The organism is Pseudomonas sp. NPDC086251 (assembly GCF_044746405.1).
Taxonomy (GTDB): Bacteria; Pseudomonadota; Gammaproteobacteria; order Pseudomonadales; family Pseudomonadaceae; genus Aquipseudomonas.
In genome coordinates this window covers 208,347-232,033 of sequence record NZ_JBIVBY010000002.1, presented here as the reverse complement: position 1 = coordinate 232,033, position 23,687 = coordinate 208,347, and the positions used below count along the sequence as shown (strand labels likewise).

The following is a 23,687-nucleotide window of genomic DNA, read 5'->3' as shown; positions in this document are numbered from 1 at the left end:
CTTATTTTTCAGCATTTTTTATAGAGGCACGGGATTACATGGAAATCGGTCTGCGCGAGTGGCTGATCGTCATCGGCATTATTGTCATTGCCGGTATTCTTTTCGATGGCTGGCGTCGCATGCGCGGCGGCAAGGGAAAACTTAAATTCCGTCTTGACCGAAGTTTGTCCAATTTGCCGGACGAGGACACCAGCGCCGAGCTGTTGGGCCCGCCCCGCGTCCTGGACACTCATAAAGAACCGCAACTGGACGAGCACGATCTGCCGTCGGTGAGCATGCCTGCCCGTGAACCCCGTGAGTCGGGTTCCAAGCGCGGCAAGCGTGGCAACAGCGAACCTTCCCAGGGCGACATGAACCTCAGCCTGGACCTGGACGGCGGCCCGAGCTTCAGCAGCCGTGACGACGATTTCCCGGATGACACCAAGGCCGCACCTTCAGTCAGCGACAAGGAACAGCCGCAAGCCGAAGAAGTGCTGGTAATCAGCGTGATCTGTCGCGACGCCGCCGGCTTCAAAGGCCCGGCGCTGTTGCAAAATATTCTGGAAAGCGGTCTGCGCTTTGGCGAGATGGACATCTTCCACCGTCACGAAAGCATGGCCGGCAATGGCGAAGTCCTGTTCTCCATGGCCAATGCGGTCAAGCCGGGCGTCTTCGATCTGGACGACATCGACCACTTCAGCACGCCGGCGGTGAGTTTCTTCCTCGGCCTGCCAGGCCCACGTCATCCGAAGCAAGCCTTCGACGTGATGGTGGCTGCGGCGCGTAAATTGTCCCAGGAACTGAACGGCGAACTGAAAGACGACCAGCGCAGCGTGCTGACCGCCCAGACCATTGAGCATTACCGTCAGCGCATCGTTGAATTCGAACGCCGCGCCCTGACCCAGAAGCGCTAAAGTCAAAAGATCGCAGCCTCGTTTCACTCGACAGCTCCTACAGAAAATCCCGATCCCTGTAGGAGCTGTCGAGTGAAACGAGGCTGCGATCTCTTGATCTTGTCGAGATGAGATAGGAGCAGCCTCGGCTGCTCTTTTGCTTTATGAGAGAACACCCATGACCGCCGCCAAAAATCGCATTCTAGAGCTGCGCGCTGAGCTGGATCAGCACAACTATCGCTACCACGTGCTGGACGAGCCGAGCATTCCGGACGCCGAATACGATCGGTTGTTCCACGAACTCAAGGCCCTTGAAGCGGCCAACCCCGAACTGATCACCAGTGACTCGCCGACCCAGCGCGTCGGCAGCGCGGCGCTGTCGGCGTTCACCCAGGTGCGCCACGAAGTACCGATGCTCAGCCTCGGCAACGCCTTCGAAGAAACCGACATGCGCGAATTCGATCGTCGGGTGACGGAAGGTCTGGACCTGCCGGCTGGCGATCTGTTTGGCGGCGGCGCGGCGGTGGAATACAGCTGTGAACCGAAACTCGATGGCCTGGCGGTCAGCCTGCTGTACCAGGACGGCGTATTGGTCCGCGGCGCGACGCGCGGCGACGGTACTACCGGCGAAGACATCAGCGTCAACGTGCGCACTGTGCGCAACATTCCGCTCAAGCTGCACGGCACCGGTTGGCCGGCGACGCTTGAAGTGCGCGGTGAAGTGTTCATGTCCAAGGCCGGTTTCGAACGGCTGAACGCCACGCAACTGGAAGTCGGCGGCAAGACGTTTGCCAACCCGCGTAACGCGGCGGCGGGCAGCTTGCGCCAGCTCGATTCGAAGATCACTGCCAACCGTCCACTGGAATTCTGCTGCTACGGCATCGGCCAGATTTCGGCGGACATTGCCGACACGCACATCGGCAATCTCAAGCAGTTGCAAGGTTGGGGCATGCCGATCAGCCACGAGCTGAAGCTGGCCCATGGCATTGATGAATGCCTGGATTACTACCGCGACATCGGTGAGCGCCGCAATGCGCTGTCCTATGAAATCGACGGCGTGGTGTTCAAGGTCAACAGCATCGCGTCCCAGCGTGAACTGGGCTTCCGCGCGCGCGAACCGCGCTGGGCCATCGCGCACAAATTCCCGGCCATGGAAGAACTCACCGAATTGCTCGACGTGGAATTCCAGGTCGGTCGCACCGGTGCCGTGACGCCAGTGGCACGCTTGAAACCGGTCAAGGTGGCCGGCGTCACCGTGGCCAACGCGACGTTGCACAACATGGACGAAGTGGCGCGCCTGGGCTTGATGATCGGCGACACCGTGATCATCCGCCGCGCTGGCGACGTGATTCCGCAAGTGGTGCAAGTGGTCACCGAGCGCCGTCCGGATAACGCGCGGCCGGTGCAGATTCCGGAAAAGTGCCCGGTCTGTGGCTCGCATGTCGAGCGCACGCAACTGGTCAAGCGCAGCAAGGGGCGCGAGACCGTCAGCGAAGGCGCGGTGTATCGCTGCGTCGGCCGACTGGCCTGTGGTGCGCAACTCAAGCAGGCGATCATTCACTTCGTCTCGCGCCGCGCCATGGATATCGAAGGGCTGGGCGACAAGAGCGTCGAGCAGCTGGTCGACGAAGGCCTGGTGAGTTCGCCGGCCGATCTGTATGCCCTGAAGTTCGAGGACATTGTCGATCTGGAAGGTTTTGCCGAGCTGTCGAGCAAGAAATTGCTCAGCGCCATTGAAGACAGCAAGAAGCCGAGCCTCGCGCGGTTCATCTACGCCCTCGGGATTCCCGATGTCGGCGAAGAGACGGCCAAGGTGCTGGCACGCTCCCTCGGCTCGCTGGAGCGGGTTCAGCAGGCGTTGCCGCAAGTGCTCACGTACTTGCCGGACGTCGGCCTGGAAGTGGCTCACGAGATTCACAGTTTCTTTGAAGATGCGCATAACCGGCAGGTGATTGCCGATCTGCTCAGGCACGGCCTGCAGATTCAGGATCAAGCTGGATTGGGCGCCGAGTTTGCCGCCAGCACCACACTGGGCGGTTTCCTCGACAAGTTGCACATTCCGTCGGTCGGGCCGGGCGGGGCGCAGAAGCTGGCTGACAAGTTCGGTTCGCTGGAAGGGGTTTTCAGTGCGGACTGGCTGGACATGCGTCAAGCGTTGCCAGAGAAGCAGGCCACCTCGGTTCGCGAGTTTTTTGCGGTCGCCGAGAATCGCCAGATTGCCGAAGCCGCGGAAAAGCAGTTGCGTGATTTCGGCATGCATTGGCAGAGCGAGAAGAAAGTCGTCGAAGGCTTGCCGCTGGCCGGGCAGACCTGGGTGCTGACCGGTTCGCTGGAATTGATGAGTCGCGACGTGGCCAAGGACAAGCTCGAAAGCCTCGGCGCCAAGGTGGCGGGTTCGGTCTCGGCCAAGACCCACTGCGTGGTCGCAGGGCCGGGTGCTGGCTCCAAGTTGACCAAGGCCAATGAGCTGGGACTGAAGGTTCTGGATGAAGAGGCGTTTGTCGGGTTTTTGAGTCAGCACGGTATTACCGTCTGATGCCATTCGCGAGCAAGCCCGCTCCCACATTTGACCGCATTCGTTCATGAGAACTGGATCAAATGTGGGAGCGGGCTTGCTCGCGAAGGCGATAGTCGCCATCACGCAAAAAGCGGGAACGATCACGGCACAGGAATGATCTAGTCTTGGCAAGCCCCAAGGAGAGATCGCCATGTACCGCTTCTTCGAACAGCTCAGCTCGCGCATCGCCGCGCCCTTCATGGGCGAGCGTTCGCGCAACAGCAAGGTCTGGCATTGCCGCTGCGGACAGTCGCTGTTCTTTCGCAACAGCCAGTGCCTGGCCTGTTCGGCGGCGCTGGGCTATCAGCCTGAACAGAGTCGCTTGTCTTCGCTGCAGCCGGGGCCGCAGACGGACACCTGGTTGCTTGACGCCGATCCCGAAGCTGGCGTATTCCGCCGCTGCGCCAACCTCGATTCGCCGGCAGCCTGCAATTGGTTGCTGCCCGCCAATGACCACGATGCGCTGTGCATCGCCTGTAGCCTGAATCGCACCATTCCCGACCTGTCGATAGCGGAAAACCCTGAACGCTGGCGCAAGGTCGAAACCGCCAAGCGGCGCCTGGTTGCACAGTTGGTCAGCCTGGGTTTGCAGGTGATCCCCAAAACCGTGGATGAAGAGACGGGCCTGGCGTTCGATGTCATCGGCGTCGACCTCGAAGGCAAGCCGCCGACCACCGGGCACGCCAACGGCCTGATCACCCTCGACATCAAAGAAGCCGACGATGCCCATCGCGAACAGGTCCGGGTGCAAATGCACGAGCCTTATCGCACGCTGCTCGGACACTTTCGGCACGAAGTCGGGCATTACTATTGGGACCGGCTGATCGCCAACAGCCATTGGCTCGAACCGTTTCGCGGCCTGTTCGGCGACGAGCGCGCCAGCTACGCCGATGCCCTTGAACGGCATTATCAGCAAGGTGCGCCGCTCGACTGGCAGCAGGATTACGTCAGCGCCTACGCGACCATGCACCCGTGGGAGGATTGGGCCGAAACCTGGGCTCATTACCTGCACATGATGGACGCGGTGGACACGGCGTTGGGGTTTGGCATGAGTGCCCGGGACATGGACTTCGACTACCAGCCTTTCCCGTCCAGCACCCTTTACGACCCGCAGCATCCCGGCGGCGCGGCGTTTCTGTCGTTCGTCAATGCGTGGATCGAGTTGGCCGGCATGCTCAATGAACTGTCGCACAGCATGGGCCAACCGGATTTCTACCCGTTCGTCCTGCCGCCCGCGGTGATCGCCAAATTGCACTTCATCCACCTGGTGATCCAGCAAGAGGGCGGCAAGGCCGATGACGTGGTGCAAGACCTGTAGCAGCTGCCGAAGGCTGCGTTCGGCCCTGTAGGAGCGAGCTCGCTCGCGAAAAACCTGAAGCCAACGCGTTAACCCAGACAGCAAGCGTTATCGTTAACGTCCATCGCGAGCGAGCTCGCTCCTACAGGGCGCTCATTTCCAGCGCAATGCATGTCCTTGAAGCAGCTCATGTTTTTTAATCTGCCCGAACGGTTGTAACTTCGTCTCAGATAGGTACAATGGCGCGGCTCGCCGTCAGGTGAGCGTCGTTATGGTGACCCCATCGGTCCCCCCGCAACGATTACCCGTGAACCTGGTCAGATCCGGAAGGAAGCAGCCACAGCGGGAACATTGTGTGCCGGGGTGTGGCTGGTGGGGTTGCCTCCATAACGCACCGCGAGGCACGCTCGCGTTATCTGCCAAATTCACATTCTTGTTGCTCTGCCAAGGGTCTTGCCCAAGGCGGTGTTTTGTCGTTTCCGATTTTTAAAACGGTACGTAAAGCGCAGGCTTCAGATGTTCGGTTGAGACGGATCAACCGAAGCCGTCAACTTTGCGGTAGCATCCGCGCGTTGGATCCAAGTTTTAAATGTTCATCGGTACCACCGCTAGTGACAGCGAGCTTTGACTCATGGATGAGAAATACCGCAGGGCTGTGGATGCCGCAGCGATTTTTTCCGAGACCGACCTGACGGGTCGGATCACCTACGTCAACGATCAATTCTGCGCCGTGTCCGGTTACCACCGTGACGAACTGCTCGGGCAGAACCATCGTCTCCTCAATTCCGGCTGCACTCGGCTGATTTCTTCGCCGACATGTGGCGCTCTATCGCCCTGGGTAACATCTGGAAGGGCGAAATCTGTAATCGCGCCAAGGATGGCAGCCTGTATTGGGTCGACAGCACCATGGTGCCGGTGCTTGATGAGGCCACCGGACAGGTCGACCGTTACCTGTCGATTCGTTTTGATGTCAGCGAAAAACGCCAGTTGCTGCATTCCCTGCAATGGCGGGTTGGGCATGACGTGCTGACCGGCTTGCCGAATCGCGCGTTCCTCTCGGATCTGCTGGATCAGGCCCTGGAGTTTTCCCGGCAGGAAAAAATCCCGATGGCGGTGTGCATGCTCGACCTCGACGGTTTCAAGGCCGTGAACGATGGTTATGGGCATGCCAGCGGTGATCTGTTGCTGGTAGAAGTGGCCAAGCGCTTGCGCGACATATTGCGCGGCGAAGATGTGGTGGCCCGGCTGGCCGGTGATGAGTTCGTGCTGGTCCTGCGTTACGTGCATGACCTGTCGGAATTGCGCGCAGCATTGAACCGGGTGCTCGGCGCAATCTCGGCGCCGTACTCGCTGCACGGCAAGCCCATCAATGTGTTTGCCAGTATCGGCGTGACGTTATTCCCTGATGATAACGAAGATGCCGAAATGCTCTTGCGTCACGCGGATCAGGCCATGTACGTGGCCAAGCAGAACGGGCGCAATCGTTTTCATGTGTTCGACGTGACCCGGGATCAGGAGGTCAAGGCCACTCACCAGACGGTTGAGCGAGTGCGTCAGGCGCTGGTCATGGGCGAACTGCGTTTGCATTTCCAGCCCAAGGTGAACATGCGCAGTGGCGAGGTCGTCGGTTTCGAGGCGTTGTTGCGCTGGGAGCATCCGGAAAACGGCATCGTGTCTGCCCGGGAGTTTTTACCGCCGGTCGAAGAGACCGACTTGATCATCGATATCGGCGAATGGGTGATGGATCAGGTCTTGTCGCAGTTGCTCCGTTGGCAACAAGCGGGGAAGCACTGGCCGGTGAGCATCAACATCGCGGCGCGGCATTTTCAGCGCGCGGATTTCGTCGAACGGCTCAGCCAGGTACTCGCCCGGCATACCCAGGTCGCGCCGCAGATGCTTGATCTGGAAATCGTCGAGTCGGTGGCCGTCGAGAACATTCAGCATGTCAGCGTCTGTTTGCAGGCCTGTCAGGCGCTGGGGGTGCAGTTTTCGCTGGGGGACTTTGGCACCGGTTATTCGTCCCTGAGCCACCTCAAGCGATTGCGAACCGAAACCATCAAAATCGATAAGTCCTTTGTCCGCGACATTCTCAATGATCGCGATGACCTGGCCCTGACCACCGCCGTGATTGGCCTGGCTCATGCGTTTGGTCGACAAGTGATCGCCGAAGGGCTGGAAAGTCTCGAACACGGTCAATTGCTGCTGCGCCTGGGGTGCGACGTTGCCCAAGGCTATTTCATCGCCCGGCCAATGCCACCCGCCGAAGTGCCGGGCTGGGTCGAACGGTTTGTCGCGCCAGCGCAATGGCAGGTGTTCGATCAAACCGGCTGAGCCTCGTTTGTCAGGCATATGAAGAACAAATGTGGGAGCGGGCTTGCTCGCGAATGCGGTGTATCAGTCAACACCACCGTTGCCTGACACACTGCATTCGCGAGCAAGCCCGCTCCCACAGGATTATGGGCTGGCTACCGGTTCACCACCCACATACAGCCGGATAATGTCATCGATCTCGCCGGACATTTTCATTCGCAGCAAGGTGCGCAAGATGCGCTGCACCGGCACCTTGGGATCGTTGCGCACGTAGCAACCGACATTTTGGGTCTGCAACACGGCCACGCCTTGCAGTTGTCGGTCGGGCAACAGACGCTGGTTGAACCACTCCAGGGTCCATTGGTTGCTCACGGCATAGTGATAGCGACCGGCCAGGAGTTTTTCCAGCACCTGCTCCTGATTGCGCGCGTCTTCGCGACGTAGCCGGTCGGCGTCGAACAGCGGTTGCAGCGTCGGGTAGTTGTAGCCAAGCACTGTGCCGATCGATTGTGGCGGCAGGTTGGCCGCAATCACCGCAGTCAACGGGGATTTGCGGCTGATCAATACATCGGGTTGAGTCCACAGGGGAATACTCCAGATGTAGTCGCCAGACTGATTCGGCAGCCAGGATTGTGCGGCATAGCAGCGGATATCGACCTCGCCGTGTTCCATGGCGTTTTGCACCCGTGCCCGGGGCAGTACGTGAAATTCGGCCGGGACGCCGACCTGGGTCGCCAGGCTGACCATTACGTCGTACAGGATGCCCTGGATCGGCTTGCCACGTTCCAGCTGCACCATCGGCATCGCCCAACTGTCAGGCACCACGAAGCGCAACGGCGCTCCAGCGGCCGTGACGTTCAGGCTGATCAACAGCAATGCCCCCAAGGCCAGCCGCATAAATGCTCCGGTACTGATAAACCCCGAGCCGATAAAAGCCCCCCAACGACCATCTTAGCCAGATTAGACGAGCGCACCGGATGCAATTTTGGCGGTGCTCCGATAGCATTAGCCGCTTCTGTTCCTTAGTTGCGACGGTTTTCGATGAGTTATCAGGTTCTTGCACGTAAATGGCGTCCGCGCTCGTTCCGCGAAATGGTCGGCCAGACCCATGTGCTCAAGGCTCTGATCAATGCCTTGGACAGCCAGCGGCTGCACCACGCCTATCTGTTTACCGGCACTCGCGGGGTCGGCAAGACCACCATCGCGCGGATTATCGCCAAATGCCTGAACTGTGAAACAGGTATCACTTCGACGCCATGCGGCGAGTGCTCGGTGTGCCGTGAAATCGATGAAGGCCGCTTCGTCGACCTGATCGAGATCGACGCCGCGAGCCGGACCAAGGTCGAAGACACCCGCGAGCTGCTCGACAACGTGCAGTACGCCCCGAGCCGCGGGCGCTTCAAGGTCTACCTGATCGACGAAGTGCACATGCTCTCCAGCCATTCCTTCAATGCGCTGCTGAAAACCCTCGAAGAGCCGCCGCCCTACGTCAAGTTCATCCTGGCCACGACTGATCCGCAGAAACTTCCTGCGACGATTCTTTCGCGCTGCCTGCAGTTCTCCCTGAAGAACATGACCCCGGAGCGCGTGGTCGAGCATTTGACCCACGTGCTCAGTGTCGAGAACGTACCGTTCGAAGACGACGCCCTGTGGTTGCTGGGCCGCGCCGCCGATGGTTCGATGCGCGACGCCATGAGCCTGACCGACCAGGCGATCGCCTTTGGTGAAGGCAAGGTCATGGCCGCCGACGTACGGGCGATGCTCGGGACGCTGGATCACGGTCAGGTCTACGACGTTCTGCATGCGCTGATCGAAGGCGATGCCAAGGCATTGCTCGAAGCTGTGCGGCATCTGTCGGAGCAAGGCCCGGACTGGAATGGCGTGCTCTCGGAAATTCTCAACGTGCTGCACCGCGTTGCCATCGCCCAGGCCTTGCCTGAAGGCGTCGACAACGGCCATGGCGACCGTGATCGGGTGCTGGCACTGGCCCAGGCCTTGCCGGCCGAAGATGTGCAGTTCTATTACCAGATGGGCCTGATCGGGCGTCGCGACTTGCCGCTGGCACCGGATCCCCGTGGTGGCTTCGAAATGGTTCTGCTGCGCATGCTCGCGTTCAGGCCGGCGGATACGGCGGATGCCCCGAGTCAGCCGCTAAAGACAGTGGGGATCAGCCAGGCCACAGTTGATTCCGCAAACTCCGTGGCTGCCGAGCGCGTTGTCGCGCCGGTAGTCGCTGCGGCAGTGGCACCCGTTGCTCCCGTTGTCGCCGCGCCGGTGGTGGCTCCAGTGCCTGAGCCGGTTGCGGCCGTCGTCGAGCCTGAGCCCGTCGTTGAGCCCGTAGCGGTCGCAGCCGTTGTCGATTTGCCCTGGAATGACCCGGTAGAACCCGACGTCATCCAGCAGCCCGCCGTCGAGCCGGTTTTGGAAACGGCCGGCGAGCAACCCGATTTGCCGTCGATGCCGTTGCCGACACCTGACAGCGTGGTCCCGGACGCACCGGAGTGGGCCGCCGCGCCGATTCCGGAACCCTCCGTGGCCGACGTCGATGCCGCCACGCCGGGCATAGAGCCGGACGACGAGCCGCCGCTGGACGAGGACTATATCGAACCGGACATGGATTCGGCCTACAGTTACCTTGACGAACTGGCGAGCGAGCACACCGCGGAGCCTGCGGCTGAACCCGAGCCTGAACCGGCGGCCATGCCGGCCACCGGTCTGGCCCTGCAATGGCTGGAACTGTTCCCGAAACTGCCGATCTCCGGCATGACCGGCAGCATCGCCGCCAACTGCACGCTGATCGCCGTCGATGGCGACAACTGGCTGTTGCACCTGGACCCGGCGCACAGCGCCTTGTTCAACGCGACCCAGCAACGTCGCCTCAACGATGCGCTGAACCAGTATCACGGGCGTACGTTGAGCCTGAGCATAGAGTTGATCAAGCCCGAGCAGGAAACCCCGGCCCAGGCCGCTTCCCGCCGGCGTGTCGACCGTCAGCGCGAGGCCGAGGAATCGATCCACGGTGATCCGTTCATCCAGCAAATGATGCAGCAGTTCGGTGCGGTGATCCGTAACGATACTATTGAACCTGTCGACGCTCTGGTCAGTCAGGGCTAATAACTGAAGGCGTTCGGCCGACAGGGCCGGGCGCTGTTTTTATCCAAGTACTTTTGAGGTGATTACCATGATGAAAGGTGGCATGGCCGGCCTGATGAAGCAGGCGCAGCAGATGCAGGAAAAAATGGCCAAGATGCAGGAAGAACTGGCCAACGCCGAAGTCACCGGTAAGGCCGGTGGCGATATGGTCACCGTGGTGATGACCGGTCGTCACGACGTCAAGCGCGTGACCATCGACCCAAGCCTGGTAGAAGGCCTGAGCGAAGACGACAAAGAGATGCTGGAAGCGGTCTTCGCCGCCGCCGTCAACGATGCCGTGCGCAAAATCGAAGCCAACAGCCAGGACAAAATGTCCGGCATGACCGCTGGCATGCAATTGCCACCGGGCATGAAACTGCCATTCTGATTCGCTAAAGCGCGTCGGATGGGCTACAAAAAAATGCCAGGCATCGCGCCTGGCATTTTTGTATCCGCCTGTTGGATAGGTGGTGCCTGTCAGGCCGCCTTCGCGAGCAAGCCCGCTCCCACATTGGAACTCGGTCGAATGTGGGAGCGGGCTTGCTCGCGAAGAAGTCGACGCGGTCTCGGACAGAAACATCGAACGCGAAACCTGCACAACGGTCTGCTCCCCTATACCGCCCCATTCATCGATCAAAAGGAGACGCTCACATGCCACAAGCATTGACCCTCAACCAACGTATCGTCCTGGTGTCCCGCCCGGTAGGCGCGCCGACCCCGGAGAATTTTCGCCTGGAGCGGATCGCGCTGCCGGACCTGGCCGACGGTGAGGTGTTGCTCAAGACCCTTTACCTGTCGCTGGATCCCTACATGCGCGGGCGCATGAGTGACGCGCCGTCCTACGCCGCGCCGGTAGCAATCGGCGAGGTCATGACCGGCGGGGCGGTCAGCCGGGTCGAGCGTTCGCTGAATCCGAAATTCCACGAAGGCGATCTGGTGGTCGGTGCCACCGGTTGGCAAAGCCACAGTGTCAGTGACGGTCGCGCGCTCATTCCGATCCCGTCGGGGTTGCCGAGCCCTTCGATGGCGCTCGGCGTGCTGGGTATGCCGGGCATGACCGCCTACATGGGCCTGATGGACATCGGCCAGCCGAAACCCGGCGAAACCCTGGTGGTTGCCGCCGCGTCCGGCGCAGTGGGTTCTGTGGTTGGCCAAGTGGCGAAGATCAAGGGACTGCGCGTGGTCGGTGTCGCCGGTGGCGCCGACAAGTGCCGTTATGTGGTCGAAGAGCTGGGCTTCGATGCCTGTATCGACCACAAAAGCCCTAATTTCGCCGATGAACTGGCGCAGGCGTGCTCCCAGGGCATCGATATCTATTACGAAAACGTCGGCGGCAAGGTCTTTGACGCGGTGCTGCCGTTGCTCAATCCCAAGGCGCGGATTCCGCTCTGTGGCCTGATTGCTTCGTACAATGCCAGCGAAGCACCGACCGGGCCGGATCGCCTGCCGCAATTGCAGCGCACGTTGCTGACCAAACGCGTACGCATCCAGGGTTTCATCGTGTTCGACGATTATGGTGACCGTCAGCCGGAATTCATCAGCGCGATGGCGCCGTGGGTGCGCGATGGCAAGGTGAAATTCCGCGAAGACGTGGTCGATGGCCTGGAAAATGCGCCCGAGGCGTTCATCGGTCTGCTGGAAGGACGCAACTTCGGCAAACTGGTGGTGCGGGTCGCTCAGGACTGAGTAATTAACGCTGCAATTTGACGCTAAACAGAGGCGCGGGTATAAACCGCGTCTCGTTGTTTTGTCGGACTTTTCCCCATGAGCTTCAGCCCTTTGATTCGCCAACTGATCGACGCCCTGCGAATTTTGCCAGGTGTGGGTCAGAAAACTGCTCAACGCATGGCGTTGCAGTTGCTCGAACGTGATCGCAGCGGCGGCTCGCGCCTGGCACTGGCGCTGAGCCAGGCCATGGAAGGGGTCGGCCACTGCCGCTTGTGCCGCACGCTGACCGAAGACGATCTGTGCCCGCAATGCGCCGACACCCGTCGCGACGACACCTTGCTGTGCGTGGTGGAAGGCCCGATGGACGTTTACGCGGTGGAGCAGACCGGTTTCCGTGGTCGCTACTTTGTGCTCAAGGGCCATCTGTCGCCGCTCGACGGCCTCGGGCCGGAAGCTATCGGCATTCCGCAGCTGCTGGCGCGGATCGAAGAGGCGGGCACGTTCACTGAAGTCATCCTGGCTACCAACCCGACCGTGGAAGGTGAGGCGACGGCGCACTACATCGCGCAGTTGCTTAGCAATAAAGGCTTGATCGCCTCGCGTATCGCCCATGGCGTGCCGTTGGGCGGTGAGCTGGAATTGGTGGATGGCGGGACGTTGGCGCATTCGTTTGCCGGGCGTAAACCGATCGCTTTGTAGTGACTGCACCGACGCCTTCGCGGGCAAGCCTCGCTCCTACAGGTTTTGCGGTGTCCCTGTAGGAGCGAGGCTTGCCCGCGAAGGACGCGCCTCGGTTTACCTGATTCACACAATCCTGTTGAAAACCAAGCAAGCGCTCGGTTAACTTCGCTGAACCTTCAGTGGAGTTCGCCGATGCCTGCCTTTCAGGAATACTTCGACCCCAGCCACCAATTGGTCCGCGACAGCGTCAGACGTTTCGTCGAGCGTGAGATCCTCCCGGACATCGACCAGTGGGAAGAAGCCGAAAGCTTCCCCCGTGAGCTCTACCTCAAGGCCGGTGCGGCGGGGATTCTCGGGATCGGCTATCCCGAAGCCCTGGGCGGCAGTCACGAAGGCGACCTGTTCGCCAAAATAGCCGCCAGCGAAGAGCTGATGCGCTGTGGCTCAGGCGGGCTGGTGGCAGGGCTCGGTTCGTTGGATATCGGTTTGCCGCCGATCGTCAAGTGGGCTCGGCCGGAAGTCCGTGATCGCGTAGTGCCGCAGGTCCTGGCCGGCGAGAAGATCAGCGCACTGGCCGTGACTGAACCGAGCGGTGGCTCGGACGTCGCCAACCTGCAAACCCGCGCCGTGCGTGACGGCGATGTCTACCGGGTCAACGGCAGCAAAACTTTTATCACCAGCGGCGTCCGCGCGGATTTCTACACCGTCGCGGTGCGCACCGGTGCGCCGGGTTTTGGCGGCATCAGCCTGCTGCTGATCGAGAAAGGCACCCCCGGTTTCACCGTGGGCCGACAGCTGAAGAAAATGGGCTGGTGGGCGTCGGACACGGCCGAACTGTTCTTCGACGATTGCCAGGTGCCTGTAGGAAACCTGATCGGCGCCGAGAACATGGGCTTCGCCTGCATCATGGGCAATTTCCAAAGCGAACGTCTGGCCCTGGCGCTGATGGCCAACATGACCGCACAGCTTGCGCTGGAGGAGAGCCTGAAATGGGTGCGCCAGCGTGAAGCCTTTGGCAAGCCCATCGGCAAGTTCCAGGTGCTCAAGCATCGCCTCGCCGAGATGGCCACGGCGCTGGAGGTGTCACGGGAATTCACCTATCGCCAGGCGGCGAAAATGGCGGCGGGGCAGAGCGTGATCAAGGAGATTTCCATGGCCAAGAATTTTGCGACCGACACGGCGGACCGGATTACCACGGATGCGGTGCAGATTTTGGGCGGGTTGGGTTACATGCGTGAAAGCCTGGTGGAGCGGCTGTACCGGGATAACCGGATTCTGTCGATCGGCGGGGGAACGCGGGAAGTGATGAACGAGATCATCAGTAAGCAGATGGGGCTTTGAGTTTTTGTGGTGTGGCGGCTGACGCTTTCGCGGGCAAGCCTCGCTCCTACAGGTTTTGCGCTGTCCTTGTAGGAGCGAGGCTTGCCCGCGAAGGCGTCCTTGCAGACGCCGCCTTACTGCTCGCTCAACGCAAACTGCGTCAGGCAAAACGTCGGAATCCCCAGCGCTTCCAGCCGCTGCGACCCACCCAATTCCGGCAGATCAATGATCGCCGCCGCTTCATGAACCCGCGCACCCATCCGACGAATCAGGTTCGCCGCCGCAATCAACGTCCCGCCCGTGGCGATCAGATCATCGAACATCACCACCGAATCGCCCTCGCACAGGCTGTCGGCATGCACTTCGAGGAAGGCTTCGCCGTACTCGGTCGCGTAACCCTCGGCCAACACGTCAGCCGGCAGTTTGCCTTGCTTGCGGAACAGCACCAGCGGCTTGTTCAACTGATAAGCCAGCACCGAACCGATCAGGAATCCCCGAGCGTCCATCGCACCGATGTGCGTGAAGTCGGCCTCGACGTAACGGTGGGCAAAACTGTCCATCACCACGCGCAGGGCCGTAGGCGACTGGAACAGCGGGGTGATGTCGCGAAAGATCACGCCCGACTTGGGGAAGTCGATCACGGGGCGGATCAGGGATTTGATGTCGAAGGATTCGATGAGCATCGTCGAGATGTCCTGGGAGGCTGCAAACGTCGCAGTATACCGGCGGCTGAACCGTTTCGCTCAGCCGCAGGTGCCGCCATCAGCCTTCGAGCGAACCGCCGGCCAGGGCGCAGAGCTGGATCGGGTCGAGGATGTGGATTTCCTTGCCTTCGGCGGCGATCAGTTCGTTTTGCTGGAAGCGCGTGAACACCCGGGACACGGTTTCCACCGCCAGCCCGAGGTAATTGCCGATTTCGTTGCGCGACATGCTCAGGCGGAACTGGTTGGCCGAGAACCCCCGGGCGCGGAAACGGGCCGACAGGTTGACCAGGAACGTGGCGATGCGTTCGTCGGCGGTTTTCTTCGACAGCAGCAGCATCATCTGTTGATCGTCGCGAATCTCGCGGCTCATCACCCGCATCAACTGACGGCGCAGTTGCGGCAGTTGCAGGGCCAGTTCGTCAAGGCGATCGAAAGGAATTTCGCACACCGACGTGGTTTCCAGGGCTTGCGCCGAGACCGGGTGTTTTTCGGTGTCCATGCCCGACAGGCCGACCAGTTCACTCGGCAGGTGAAAACCGGTGAGCTGTTCTTCGCCGCCATCGCTGAGACTAAAGGTCTTCAGGGCACCAGAGCGTACTGCGTAAACGGAATCGAACGTATCGCCCTGACGGAACAGGAACTCGCCTTTTTTCAACGGGCGGCCACGTTTAACGATTTCGTCCAGCGCCTCCATGTCTTCCAGATTCAGAGAAAGTGGCAAGCAGAGGGGGGCCAGGCTGCAATCCTTGCAATGGGCCTGGCTATGAGCGCGCAGTTTTACTGGCTCGGACATTTCTTCAATCCTTGTGGGAAAACACACATAAGCCGTAAGGGTAACCCACGGGAGGACATTCAGGCACGCGGCTATTTTGCCGCAGGGTGGTAAAGCCAGCTTTTCGCCAAGCGGCCAGTGAGGTGATGGCTAGATCACCCGAGAAAACCGCTGGCGATTCTGCTGTTCAAGGTACGCATCGAACACCATGCACACCGAACGCACCAACAAGCGGCCGGCGGGCAGCACGGTGATCCGTTCATTATCGAGCGCGATCAAGCCATCGTCGGCCATGCTCTGCAACGCGGGCCAGAGATCGCCGAAGTAACCCTGAAAGTCGATGTTGAAGGCGTGTTCGATCTGGGCGAATTCCAGGCTGAAATTGCAAATTAGTTGCTGAATGACCGCGCGTCGCAGGCGATCATCGGCGTTGCAGACCAACCCGCGGCTGGTGGCCAATTGGGCCGAGGCCAGGGTGTTTTGATATTGATTCAGATCGCTGTTGTTCTGGCAGTACAAATCACCGATCTGGCTGATGGCCGACACGCCGAGGCCGATCAAGTCGCAATGACCGTGGGTGGTGTAGCCCTGGAAGTTGCGTTGCAGGGTCGATTCTTCCTGGGCAATCGCCAGCTCGTCGTCGGGCAGCGCGAAGTGGTCCATGCCGATGTAGCGGTAACCGGCGGCGGTCAGCTGCTCGATGGTGCCCTGTAGCATGTCCAGTTTTTGCGCCGGCGTCGGCAGTTCTTCGCTGTTGATCCGCCGTTGCGGCATGAAACGTTCCGGCAGGTGCGCGTAGTTGAACACCGACAGCCGGTCCGGTTGCAGGTTGATGACTTCATCGATGGTGCGGGCGAAGTTCTCCGGTGTCTGCCTCGGCAAGCCGTAGATCAGATCGATGTTGATCGAGCGAAATTGCAGGGTCCGCGCGGCCTCGATCACCGCACGGGTTTCTTCCAGGCTTTGCAGGCGATTGACCGCCCGTTGCACTGCCGGGTCGAGGTCTTGCAGGCCGATGCTGACCCGGTTGAAGCCCAGTTCGCGGAGCAGGCCCATGGTCGACCAGTCGGCTTCGCGAGGGTCGATTTCGATGCCGTAGTCGCCGGAATCGTCGTCGAGCAAATTGAAGTGTTTGCGCAGGGTCGCCATCAACTGGCGCAGTTCATCGTGGCTGAGAAAGGTCGGCGTGCCGCCACCGAAGTGCAGCTGCTCGACTTTCTGCGCCGGGTCGAGGTGGCAGGCGATCAGCTGGATTTCCTGCTCCAGACGCTGCAAGTAGGGCAGGGCCCGGCCGCGGTCCTTGGTGATGACTTTGTTGCAGGCGCAGTAGTAGCAAATGTTCGCGCAGAACGGCACGTGCACATACAGCGACAACGGACGCAGGGCCTTGCGGCTTTCGCGCAGCGCATGGAACAGGTCGAAGGTGCCGACATGCCCGTCGAATTGCACGGCGGTCGGATACGAGGTGTAGCGCGGGCCCGCCAGATCGTAACGGCGGATCAGATCGGTGTCCCAACGAATGGCGTCGAGCATCATGCGGGCATTCCCCCGGATAGGCTGGCAGTGTCAGCGAGTCTAGGGGGAGTGGGATTGCGGCATCTTGATTTGCATCAACGGTCGATCTGGGTTGGCAGTGATGGCCTCATCGCGAGCAGGCTCGCTCCCACAGGGGTATGCATTCCAATGTGGGAGTGAGCCTGCTCGCGATGCGAGCGCCGCCGATTTAGTGCCCCATCAACCAATGCTGATGCGGACCCGGCAAAGTCCAGAGGCCGAAGAGCATCACCAGCAAGCCACCGGTCATGCGCACGCTGCGTTTGCGCAACAACGCCGTGACCCGTTCAGCGGCCAGGCCCGTGGCGAGCAATACCGGCCAGGTGCCCAGCCCGAACGCGAGCATCAGCAACGCGCTGTCCAGCGCATTGCCCTGACTGGCCGACCACAGCAGCGTGCTGTAAACCAACCCGCACGGCAGCCAGCCCCAGAGCCCGCCCAACAGCAACGCGCGTGGGACGCTCGACACCGGCAGCAGTTTGTTGGCGACCGGCTGGATATGCCGCCACAGACCGCGACCGAGGCTTTCGATGCGAGTCAGGCCGCTCCACCATCCCGCCAGGTACAGGCCCATGGCGATCAGCAGCAGTCCGGCGAGGATGCGCATGAACATCGCCGCCGGGCTGTTGGCCACCGCCCAGCCCGCCAGGCCGATCAGCAGGCCGGCCGTCGCATAGCTGAGAATTCGCCCCAGGTTGTAAGCCAGCAACAGGCGAAAGCGTCGGCTGCGTTGTTCCTTGGGAATCGCCAGGGTCAGCGCGCCCATCAAGCCGCCACACATGCCCAGGCAATGACCGCCACCGAGCAGGCCGAGGATCACCGCAGACACCAACAGGGGCGCCAGTTCAAGCATGGGGTGGGGCCTTGTCGTCCGGTTTGGCCGGATGGCCGCTGGCCTCGTCGACCGCTGCCGTGTGGTTCGGGTCCTGATCGTCGAAGAGGATGCTGTGGGCCGGGCCGTCGAGGTCGTCGTACTGACCGCTGTCGACCGCCCAGAAGAAAATGTAGATAGCGATGGCCACGATCAGCAGCGCGGCCGGGATCATCACGTAGAGAGCTGGCATCTGGACTCCATGCCCGCGCGGCTCAGGCCGGCAGCGGGCGGGTTTCTGGCGTGGCATTGACGACAGGCGCGCTCGGCATCCGAGTCAGGCGCAGGGCGTTCAGCACCACGGTCAACGAACTGATGGACATGCCGACCGCGGCCCATACCGGCGTGATCCAGCCAAGGGCGGCGAACGGCAACATGAGGCCATTGTACAACCCGGCCCACAGCAGGTTCTCGATGATTACCCGACGGGTGCGCCGCGCCAGACTGAAGGCCTGCACCAGCGCATCGAGACGGTTCGACAGCAACACCGCGTCGGCACTGGTTTTCGCCAGGTCGGTGGCCGAGCCCATGGCGACGCTGATGTCGGCCGCGGCCAGCACCGGCACATCGTTGACCCCGTCACCCAGCATCAACACCTTGCGGCCTTCCTTGTGCAGCTGTTGCAGGACCTGCAATTTATCGTCCGGACGCAAACCGCCATGGGCTTCGTCGATGCCCAGTTCGGCGGCTACGCTGGCGACCATCGGCGAGGTGTCGCCGGACAGCAGCAGTGTGCGCCAGCCGCGAGCCTTGCACGCCGCCAGCAGGGCAGGCGCATCAGCGCGCAAACGGTCATCGAGGACAAACCATGCCAAGGGACCCACATTGTCGCCGAGCAGCAGCCATTGGCCGGCTTCGTCCGGCATCAACGGCACGACAGCGCCGCTGAGCGCGCAGACAAAACCCGGTTGGCCGATGCGCAAACGTTGCGCGCCGACCACGCCTTCAAGCCCAAGCCCCGGCGTGCTGTGGACGTCTTCGGCGGCCAGCGGCGCACGGCCGAAGGCGCGGGCGATCGGGTGTTCGGAACGGTTTTCCAGCGCGGCGGCGAGGCTCAGGCATTGATCGCTGTCGAGGGTGCCGAGCGGACGGATCGAGCGCAGCGCCAGCCGACCTTCGGTGAGGGTGCCGGTCTTGTCGAAAATCACCGTGTCGATCTGGTTCAGGCCTTCCAGCACATGGCCGCGAGTCAACAAAAGACCCAGCTTGTGCAGTGTGCCAGTCGCGGCGGTGAGAGCGGTCGGCGTGGCCAGTGACAAGGCGCACGGGCAGGTCGCAACGAGCATCGCCAGCATGATCCAAAAGGCCCGCGACGAATCCAGTTCCCACCAGATCAGGCCGATGACGGCGGCGGCGATCAGCGACAGCAGCAGGAACCATTGCGCGGCTCGGTCGGCGATTTCCGCCAGGCGCGGTTTTTCCGCTTGGGCGCGGTCCAGCAGGCGGACGATGGCAGACAGCCGGGTGTCCTGGCCGAGGGCGAGGACTTCCACGGTCAATGCGCCTTCGACGTTCAGGGTGCCGGCGGTGACGGCATCGCCGAGGGTTCGTGGCTGCGGCAGGTATTCGCCGGTCAGCAGCGATTCGTCGATGCTCGACTGGCCGTCGAGGATCTTGCCGTCGGCCGGCAGGATCGCGCCGGGATGCACCAATACCTGATCGCCGATGCGCAGTTCGCTGAGCAGGATTCGCTCGCTCTGGCCGTCGGCGCTGAGTCGCAAACACGAGGCAGGCAGCAGATTGACGAGTTGTGCGGTGGCGGCGGCGGTGCGCTCCCGGGCACGACGTTCCAGATAACGCCCGGCCAGCAGGAACAGCGCGAACATGCCGACCGCATCGAAATACAATTCACCGACACCAGTGATCGAAGTCCAAATGCCGGCGACGTAAGCACTGCCGATGGCCAGCGATACCGACACGTCCATGGTCAGATGGCGGGTCCGCAGGTCGCGCATTGCACCTTTGAAGAACGGTGCGCAGCTGTAGAACACGATCGGTGTGGTGAGGAACAGCGCAACCCAGCGCAGGATGGTGTGCAGCTCGGGGCTGAGGTCGATGTTGAATTCCGGCCAGGTGGCCATGGTCGCCATCATCGCCTGGAACCACAGCAACCCGGCCACGCCAAGTTGGCGCAAGGCCAGGCGGTTTTCGCTGGCCAGTTGTTCGCTGGCGCGGTCGGCTTGATAAGGGTGGGCGGCGTAACCGATGTGGCGCAATTCGCTGAGCACTTGGCTCAACGGCAATTGCGCGTCGGCCCAGCGCACGTGCAAGCGATGGTTGGACAGGTTCAGTCGTGCTTCGGCCACTGCCGGCAAGCCGCGCAGGTGTTTCTCTATCAGCCAGCCGCAGGCGGCGCAACTGATGCCTTCCATCAACAGGGTGGTTTCGGCGAGGTCGCCTTCGTGGCGAACGAACGGCGCCTGCACGTCGGCGCGATCGTACAACGCCAGTTCATCCACCAACTGCACTGGCAAGGCTTCGGGGTTGGCCGATGACTCGCTGCGATGCTGGTAATAGCTTTCCAGCCCACCGGCGACAATCGCCTCGGCGACGGCCTGACAACCCGGGCAGCAGAACTCGCGGGTTTCCCCGAGGACGGCAGCGGTGAAGCGGCTGCCGGCCGGGACGGGCAGGGCGCAGTGGTAGCAGGAAAGTTGAGTGGTCATGAGTAGAATCTATATCGTCCGAGAGGGCCTTATCGCTGTAAAACCTGTAATGCCCGTATAACCCGTACACCCCGTAGGAGCTGTCGAGTGCAACGAGGCTGCGATCTTTTGATTCTGTTTTTTAAAAAGCAAGATCAAAAGATCGCAGCCTCGTTGCACTCGACAGCTCCTACAGGTCCTACAGGGCCTACGGGTCCTACAGGGCTACGGCTTTTTCAGGTCTTCCGCGCCTTGCAGCGGTTCATCACCGAGCAGCAAATCCTTGTCGTGGTTGACCGTTTCCTCTTCGAACATGCGCCAGGTCTTGTCGTCCTGCACGCCCAGCAATTCGACAAAACGACGACCGTCGACCTTGTCGCTCAATTGGCCAATGTAACGGCCTTCTTCGGTTTCGCTGCGGGCCAGGGTGATCTTGCGATCCTTCTCCGGCTGCGTTGGCGAGATCAGGTTCAGCTCCAGGGTTTTAGGCTGGCTGTTGCCGCTCAGGCGCAGGTCGACTTCGCCGGTCACGTCATCCAGATGCACGCTGGCGCGCAGCAGCAGGGTTTGCGCCAGCAGTTCACGGTCGAGGGAGCGGTTGATGCCTTTGCCGGCCTCGTAATAATTGTCGTTGACCAGGTTGTCCGGGTTGTTCACCGCGATGGTCACCATGGACAGGGTCAAGGTCACCGAGCAGGCCAGGATGGCAATGATGATCCACGGCCAAAGGTGCTTGTACCAGGGACTTGCGGCGTTTGCTGCGGGCATGATCACTTCTCTCAACGAATTTGTGGGCCGATGAATCGGCTCTTGGCTTCAACGTGGATGCTGGCGTCATCGGCATCCTTGAGGATGAATTTCACCTCGTTGGTGCTCGATGGCAGTTGTTCCGGTGCACTGGACAACTCGACCGGCTGGCTGAAAATCTCCCCGGCGGCGACTTTGATTTCGCGCTTGCCTTGCAGCTTGAGGTCCGGCAGGCCAGTGGCTTCCAGCACATAGGTGTGGTCGCGCTGATCCTTGTTCATGATCTTCAGGCTGTAGACGTTTTCGATCCGGCCTTCGGCGTTTTCGCGGTACAGCACGCGGTCCTTGCTGACGTCGAAACCGACCAGCGAACGCATGAAGAACGCGGTCACCAGCAACGCGATCATCGCCAGCAGCACCGTGGCATAGCCAATCAGGCGCGGGCGCAGTTTATTGGTTTTTTGCCCGGACAGGTTGTGCTCGGTGGTGTAGCTGATCAGGCCGCGCGGATAGTCCATCTTGTCCATGATGCTGTCGCAGGCATCGATGCACGCGGCGCAACCGATGCACTCGACTTGCAGGCCGTCACGGATATCGATACCGGTCGGGCACACCTGGACGCACATGGTGCAGTCGATGCAATCGCCCAGGCCCAGAGCCTTGTAGTCGACGCCTTTTTTACGCGGCCCGCGGGACTCGCCACGACGCGGGTCGTAGGAAACGATCAGGGTGTCTTTGTCGAACATCACGCTCTGGAACCGCGCGTACGGGCACATGTAAATGCACACTTGCTCACGCAACCAGCCGGCATTGCCGTAGGTGGCAAGGGTGAAGAAACCGACCCAGAAATACGACCAGCCATCCGCTTCGCCGGTGAAGAAATCGAGGGTCAATTCGCGGATCGGCGAGAAGTAACCGACGAAGGTCATGCCGGTGACGAAGCCGATCAACAGCCACATCGCATGCTTGCTGAACTTGCGCAGGAATTTGTTGGCGCTCATCGGCGCCTTGTCGAGCTTGATGCGCTGGTTGCGGTCGCCTTCGGTGACCTTCTCGCACCACATGAAAATCCAGGTCCAGACACTTTGCGGGCAGGTATAGCCGCACCAGACCCGACCGGCGTACACCGTAATGAAGAACAGGCCGAAGGCGCTGACGATCAGGATGCCCGACAGCAGGATGAAGTCCTGAGGCCAGAAGGTCGCGCCAAAGATAAAGAATTTACGCTCCGGCAGGTTCCACCAGACGGCCTGGTGACCGCCCCAGTTCAGCCACACCGTACCGAAATACAGCAGGAACAGCCCGGCGCCGCCCATCATCCGCAGGTTGCGGAACAGGCCGGTGAAGGCACGGGTGTAGATCTTTTCTCGAGAGGCGTAGAGGTCGACGCTGTTGTTCGCGTTCTTGGCGGGCGGGGTAACGTCGTGTACCGGAATCTGATTGCTCATCATTGCATCCCACGGCAGTGGAAAAATGCCTCGGTCAGTACATGCCGACCGCGGTCAAAAAGAGGTGTTGCAGTGGCCCAATGATACGCCTGTAGCTCTAGCTCAAGGGTGCGACCTTTGGTCACGTTGGTGGAAATCAACTGACGGTGTAATGACTTGAATCAATTGACTTGTGAATTATGGATGGTTTTGCGGGGGGGGGCGAACTCACTCGTCCCATGGATTGATCAAGGCAACACCACTGGATTGAAAATCGCTGACGTTACGGGTGACCACTGTGAGCCCATGAACCAGCGCGGTCGCAGCGATCAGTGCGTCACCTTCATTGGCACGGTCCGGAACATGCAAACTGGCACAGCGTAGGGCCACGGCGGCATCTATCGGCAGGATTCTGCCATCGAAGGCCGGCATGACATGTCGCTTCAGCCAGGTACGCAAGACCTTTCCTTGTGCGGGGTCACGACGTTCCATGCGCAGAACATTCATTTCCAGTTCCTGCAAGGTAATGGCAGAAATAAACATGCGAGGCGCGATGATGCCTTTTGCCCAGGCGACGACGTTCGCGTCAGCCTGAGGTTTGCGCAGTTCAGAAATCACGTTGGTATCGAGTAGAAACATTCAGGACAGATCCACGGGGCGATGAATAATGACGGCGCGCTCGGTTTCAAACTCGATGTCTGCCGCTTCTGGCATTACCAAAAGTTCGACGATGTCGGCATTGATACCGGTCAGTTTTTGGTAGTCCTCTATGCTTAGCAGCACATGGGCCGGCTTGCCTCGGTCGGTGATGAAAACCGGCCCTTGACGCGTGGCTTTTTTGGCACCACTTGTGTCCTGATTGAATTCTCGACTGGAAATGGTGGTGATGGCCATCATCGTCGGCCCTCCTGTATCAACAATGTAGAAACGTTACTACCAGGTTGTGCGTCTCGCAACCTCCAGGTGCAAGAGTTCGACCACCGGTCGTTGTTGGTATTCGGTAACGTTGTGGAAACAACAACTATCAATATAGAACTTCCAAGCCTTTGTTTTGTTTTGCCGATGGCATAAGTTGGAAGCGCACTTGTTTTGTGTGGAATATTTTTGAACTTCAATAGAAAAGGATTTCT

The 23,687-nt window shown here is 60.6% G+C and carries 20 protein-coding genes, 1 other RNA gene and 1 pseudogene; 10 read left to right on the top strand and 12 right to left on the bottom strand.

Annotation, left to right across the window (positions count from 1 at the left end; translation table 11 throughout):
- The first annotated feature begins 38 nt into the window (after window positions 1–38).
- From zipA to ffs, 4 genes are all read left to right on the top strand, one after another.
- Complete coding sequence (gene zipA, locus ACIPL2_RS05500) at window positions 39–893, top strand: cell division protein ZipA (RefSeq protein ID WP_401353731.1); 855 nt, start codon at window positions 39–41, stop codon at window positions 891–893.
- A 157-nt stretch (window positions 894–1,050) separates the two neighbouring features.
- Window positions 1,051–3,408: an NAD-dependent DNA ligase LigA gene (gene ligA / locus ACIPL2_RS05495; RefSeq protein ID WP_401353729.1), complete on the top strand. Its 2,358-nt coding sequence runs from the start codon at window positions 1,051–1,053 to the stop codon at window positions 3,406–3,408.
- Window positions 3,409–3,580: 172 nt separating this feature from the next.
- Window positions 3,581–4,747, top strand: a complete 1,167-nt coding sequence (locus ACIPL2_RS05490; RefSeq protein WP_401353727.1) for a putative zinc-binding metallopeptidase — start codon at window positions 3,581–3,583, stop codon at window positions 4,745–4,747.
- A 260-nt stretch (window positions 4,748–5,007) separates the two neighbouring features.
- Window positions 5,008–5,104, top strand: an RNA gene (gene ffs, locus ACIPL2_RS05485) — signal recognition particle sRNA small type.
- 169 nt (window positions 5,105–5,273) lie between these two features.
- Here the strand turns inward: ffs and ACIPL2_RS05480 are convergent.
- Window positions 5,274–5,498 (bottom strand): hypothetical protein, encoded by a 225-nt coding sequence (locus tag ACIPL2_RS05480; RefSeq protein WP_401353828.1) that lies wholly within the window; start codon window positions 5,496–5,498, stop codon window positions 5,274–5,276.
- Here ACIPL2_RS05480 and ACIPL2_RS05475 point away from each other — a divergent pair.
- Window positions 5,397–7,057, top strand: a pseudogene (locus ACIPL2_RS05475) (putative bifunctional diguanylate cyclase/phosphodiesterase). The gene ACIPL2_RS05480 and the pseudogene ACIPL2_RS05475 sit on opposite strands and share 102 nt — an antisense overlap.
- A 123-nt stretch (window positions 7,058–7,180) precedes the next feature.
- Here ACIPL2_RS05475 and ACIPL2_RS05470 read toward each other — a convergent pair.
- Window positions 7,181–7,933 carry a substrate-binding periplasmic protein gene (locus tag ACIPL2_RS05470; protein ID WP_401353725.1) on the bottom strand — a complete coding sequence of 251 codons (753 nt, stop codon included), beginning with the start codon at window positions 7,931–7,933 and terminating at the stop codon, window positions 7,181–7,183.
- A 144-nt stretch (window positions 7,934–8,077) separates the two neighbouring features.
- Here ACIPL2_RS05470 and dnaX point away from each other — a divergent pair, with 144 nt between their 5' ends.
- The 5 genes from dnaX (at window position 8,078) to ACIPL2_RS05445 (ending at window position 13,858) form a co-directional block, all read left to right on the top strand.
- On the top strand, window positions 8,078–10,150 hold the full coding sequence (gene dnaX, locus ACIPL2_RS05465; protein WP_401353723.1) for a DNA polymerase III subunit gamma/tau: 2,073 nt from the start codon (window positions 8,078–8,080) through the stop codon (window positions 10,148–10,150).
- A 67-nt stretch (window positions 10,151–10,217) separates the two neighbouring features.
- Window positions 10,218–10,556 carry a YbaB/EbfC family nucleoid-associated protein gene (locus tag ACIPL2_RS05460; protein WP_008028561.1) on the top strand — a complete coding sequence of 113 codons (339 nt, stop codon included), beginning with the start codon at window positions 10,218–10,220 and terminating at the stop codon, window positions 10,554–10,556.
- 263 nt (window positions 10,557–10,819) lie between these two features.
- Window positions 10,820–11,854, top strand: a complete 1,035-nt coding sequence (locus ACIPL2_RS05455) for an NADP-dependent oxidoreductase (protein WP_401353721.1) — start codon at window positions 10,820–10,822, stop codon at window positions 11,852–11,854.
- A 78-nt stretch (window positions 11,855–11,932) separates the two neighbouring features.
- Window positions 11,933–12,535 carry a recombination mediator RecR gene (gene recR / locus ACIPL2_RS05450; protein ID WP_033055661.1) on the top strand — a complete coding sequence of 201 codons (603 nt, stop codon included), beginning with the start codon at window positions 11,933–11,935 and terminating at the stop codon, window positions 12,533–12,535.
- 174 nt (window positions 12,536–12,709) lie between these two features.
- Window positions 12,710–13,858, top strand: a complete 1,149-nt coding sequence (locus ACIPL2_RS05445; protein WP_401353719.1) for an acyl-CoA dehydrogenase family protein — start codon at window positions 12,710–12,712, stop codon at window positions 13,856–13,858.
- Between the two features lie 113 nt (window positions 13,859–13,971).
- On the opposite strand, the gene ACIPL2_RS05440 is transcribed toward ACIPL2_RS05445, so the two are convergent.
- The 10 genes from ACIPL2_RS05440 to ACIPL2_RS05395 form a co-directional block, all read right to left on the bottom strand.
- Window positions 13,972–14,520, bottom strand: coding sequence for an adenine phosphoribosyltransferase (locus ACIPL2_RS05440; RefSeq protein WP_401353717.1), 549 nt, complete (start codon window positions 14,518–14,520; stop codon window positions 13,972–13,974).
- A gap of 79 nt (window positions 14,521–14,599) precedes the next feature.
- Window positions 14,600–15,334, bottom strand: a complete 735-nt coding sequence (fnr, locus tag ACIPL2_RS05435) for a fumarate/nitrate reduction transcriptional regulator Fnr (RefSeq protein WP_401353715.1) — start codon at window positions 15,332–15,334, stop codon at window positions 14,600–14,602.
- Between the two features lie 129 nt (window positions 15,335–15,463).
- Complete coding sequence (gene hemN, locus ACIPL2_RS05430; RefSeq protein ID WP_401353826.1) at window positions 15,464–16,846, bottom strand: oxygen-independent coproporphyrinogen III oxidase; 1,383 nt, start codon at window positions 16,844–16,846, stop codon at window positions 15,464–15,466.
- A 190-nt stretch (window positions 16,847–17,036) separates the two neighbouring features.
- A complete protein-coding gene (locus ACIPL2_RS05425) occupies window positions 17,037–17,720 on the bottom strand; it encodes a sulfite exporter TauE/SafE family protein (protein WP_401353713.1) in 684 nt (227 codons plus the stop codon).
- Window positions 17,713–17,931, bottom strand: a complete 219-nt coding sequence (gene ccoS / locus ACIPL2_RS05420; RefSeq protein WP_059404569.1) for a cbb3-type cytochrome oxidase assembly protein CcoS — start codon at window positions 17,929–17,931, stop codon at window positions 17,713–17,715. The genes ACIPL2_RS05425 and ccoS overlap by 8 nt, the downstream gene beginning before the upstream one ends.
- A 22-nt stretch (window positions 17,932–17,953) precedes the next feature.
- Window positions 17,954–20,404 carry a heavy metal translocating P-type ATPase gene (locus tag ACIPL2_RS05415; RefSeq protein ID WP_401353711.1) on the bottom strand — a complete coding sequence of 817 codons (2,451 nt, stop codon included), beginning with the start codon at window positions 20,402–20,404 and terminating at the stop codon, window positions 17,954–17,956.
- A gap of 204 nt (window positions 20,405–20,608) precedes the next feature.
- Complete coding sequence (locus ACIPL2_RS05410; protein WP_401353709.1) at window positions 20,609–21,151, bottom strand: FixH family protein; 543 nt, start codon at window positions 21,149–21,151, stop codon at window positions 20,609–20,611.
- An 11-nt stretch (window positions 21,152–21,162) separates the two neighbouring features.
- Window positions 21,163–22,578 carry a cytochrome c oxidase accessory protein CcoG gene (gene ccoG, locus ACIPL2_RS05405; protein ID WP_401353707.1) on the bottom strand — a complete coding sequence of 472 codons (1,416 nt, stop codon included), beginning with the start codon at window positions 22,576–22,578 and terminating at the stop codon, window positions 21,163–21,165.
- Window positions 22,579–22,785: 207 nt separating this feature from the next.
- Entirely contained in the window at window positions 22,786–23,196 is a 411-nt protein-coding gene (locus tag ACIPL2_RS05400) for a type II toxin-antitoxin system VapC family toxin (protein WP_401353705.1), read from the bottom strand.
- The gene (locus ACIPL2_RS05395) at window positions 23,197–23,451 is read right to left on the bottom strand and encodes a type II toxin-antitoxin system Phd/YefM family antitoxin (protein WP_401353824.1); all 255 of its coding nucleotides are present in this window, start codon (window positions 23,449–23,451) and stop codon (window positions 23,197–23,199) included.
- Window positions 23,452–23,687 lie beyond the last annotated feature (236 nt).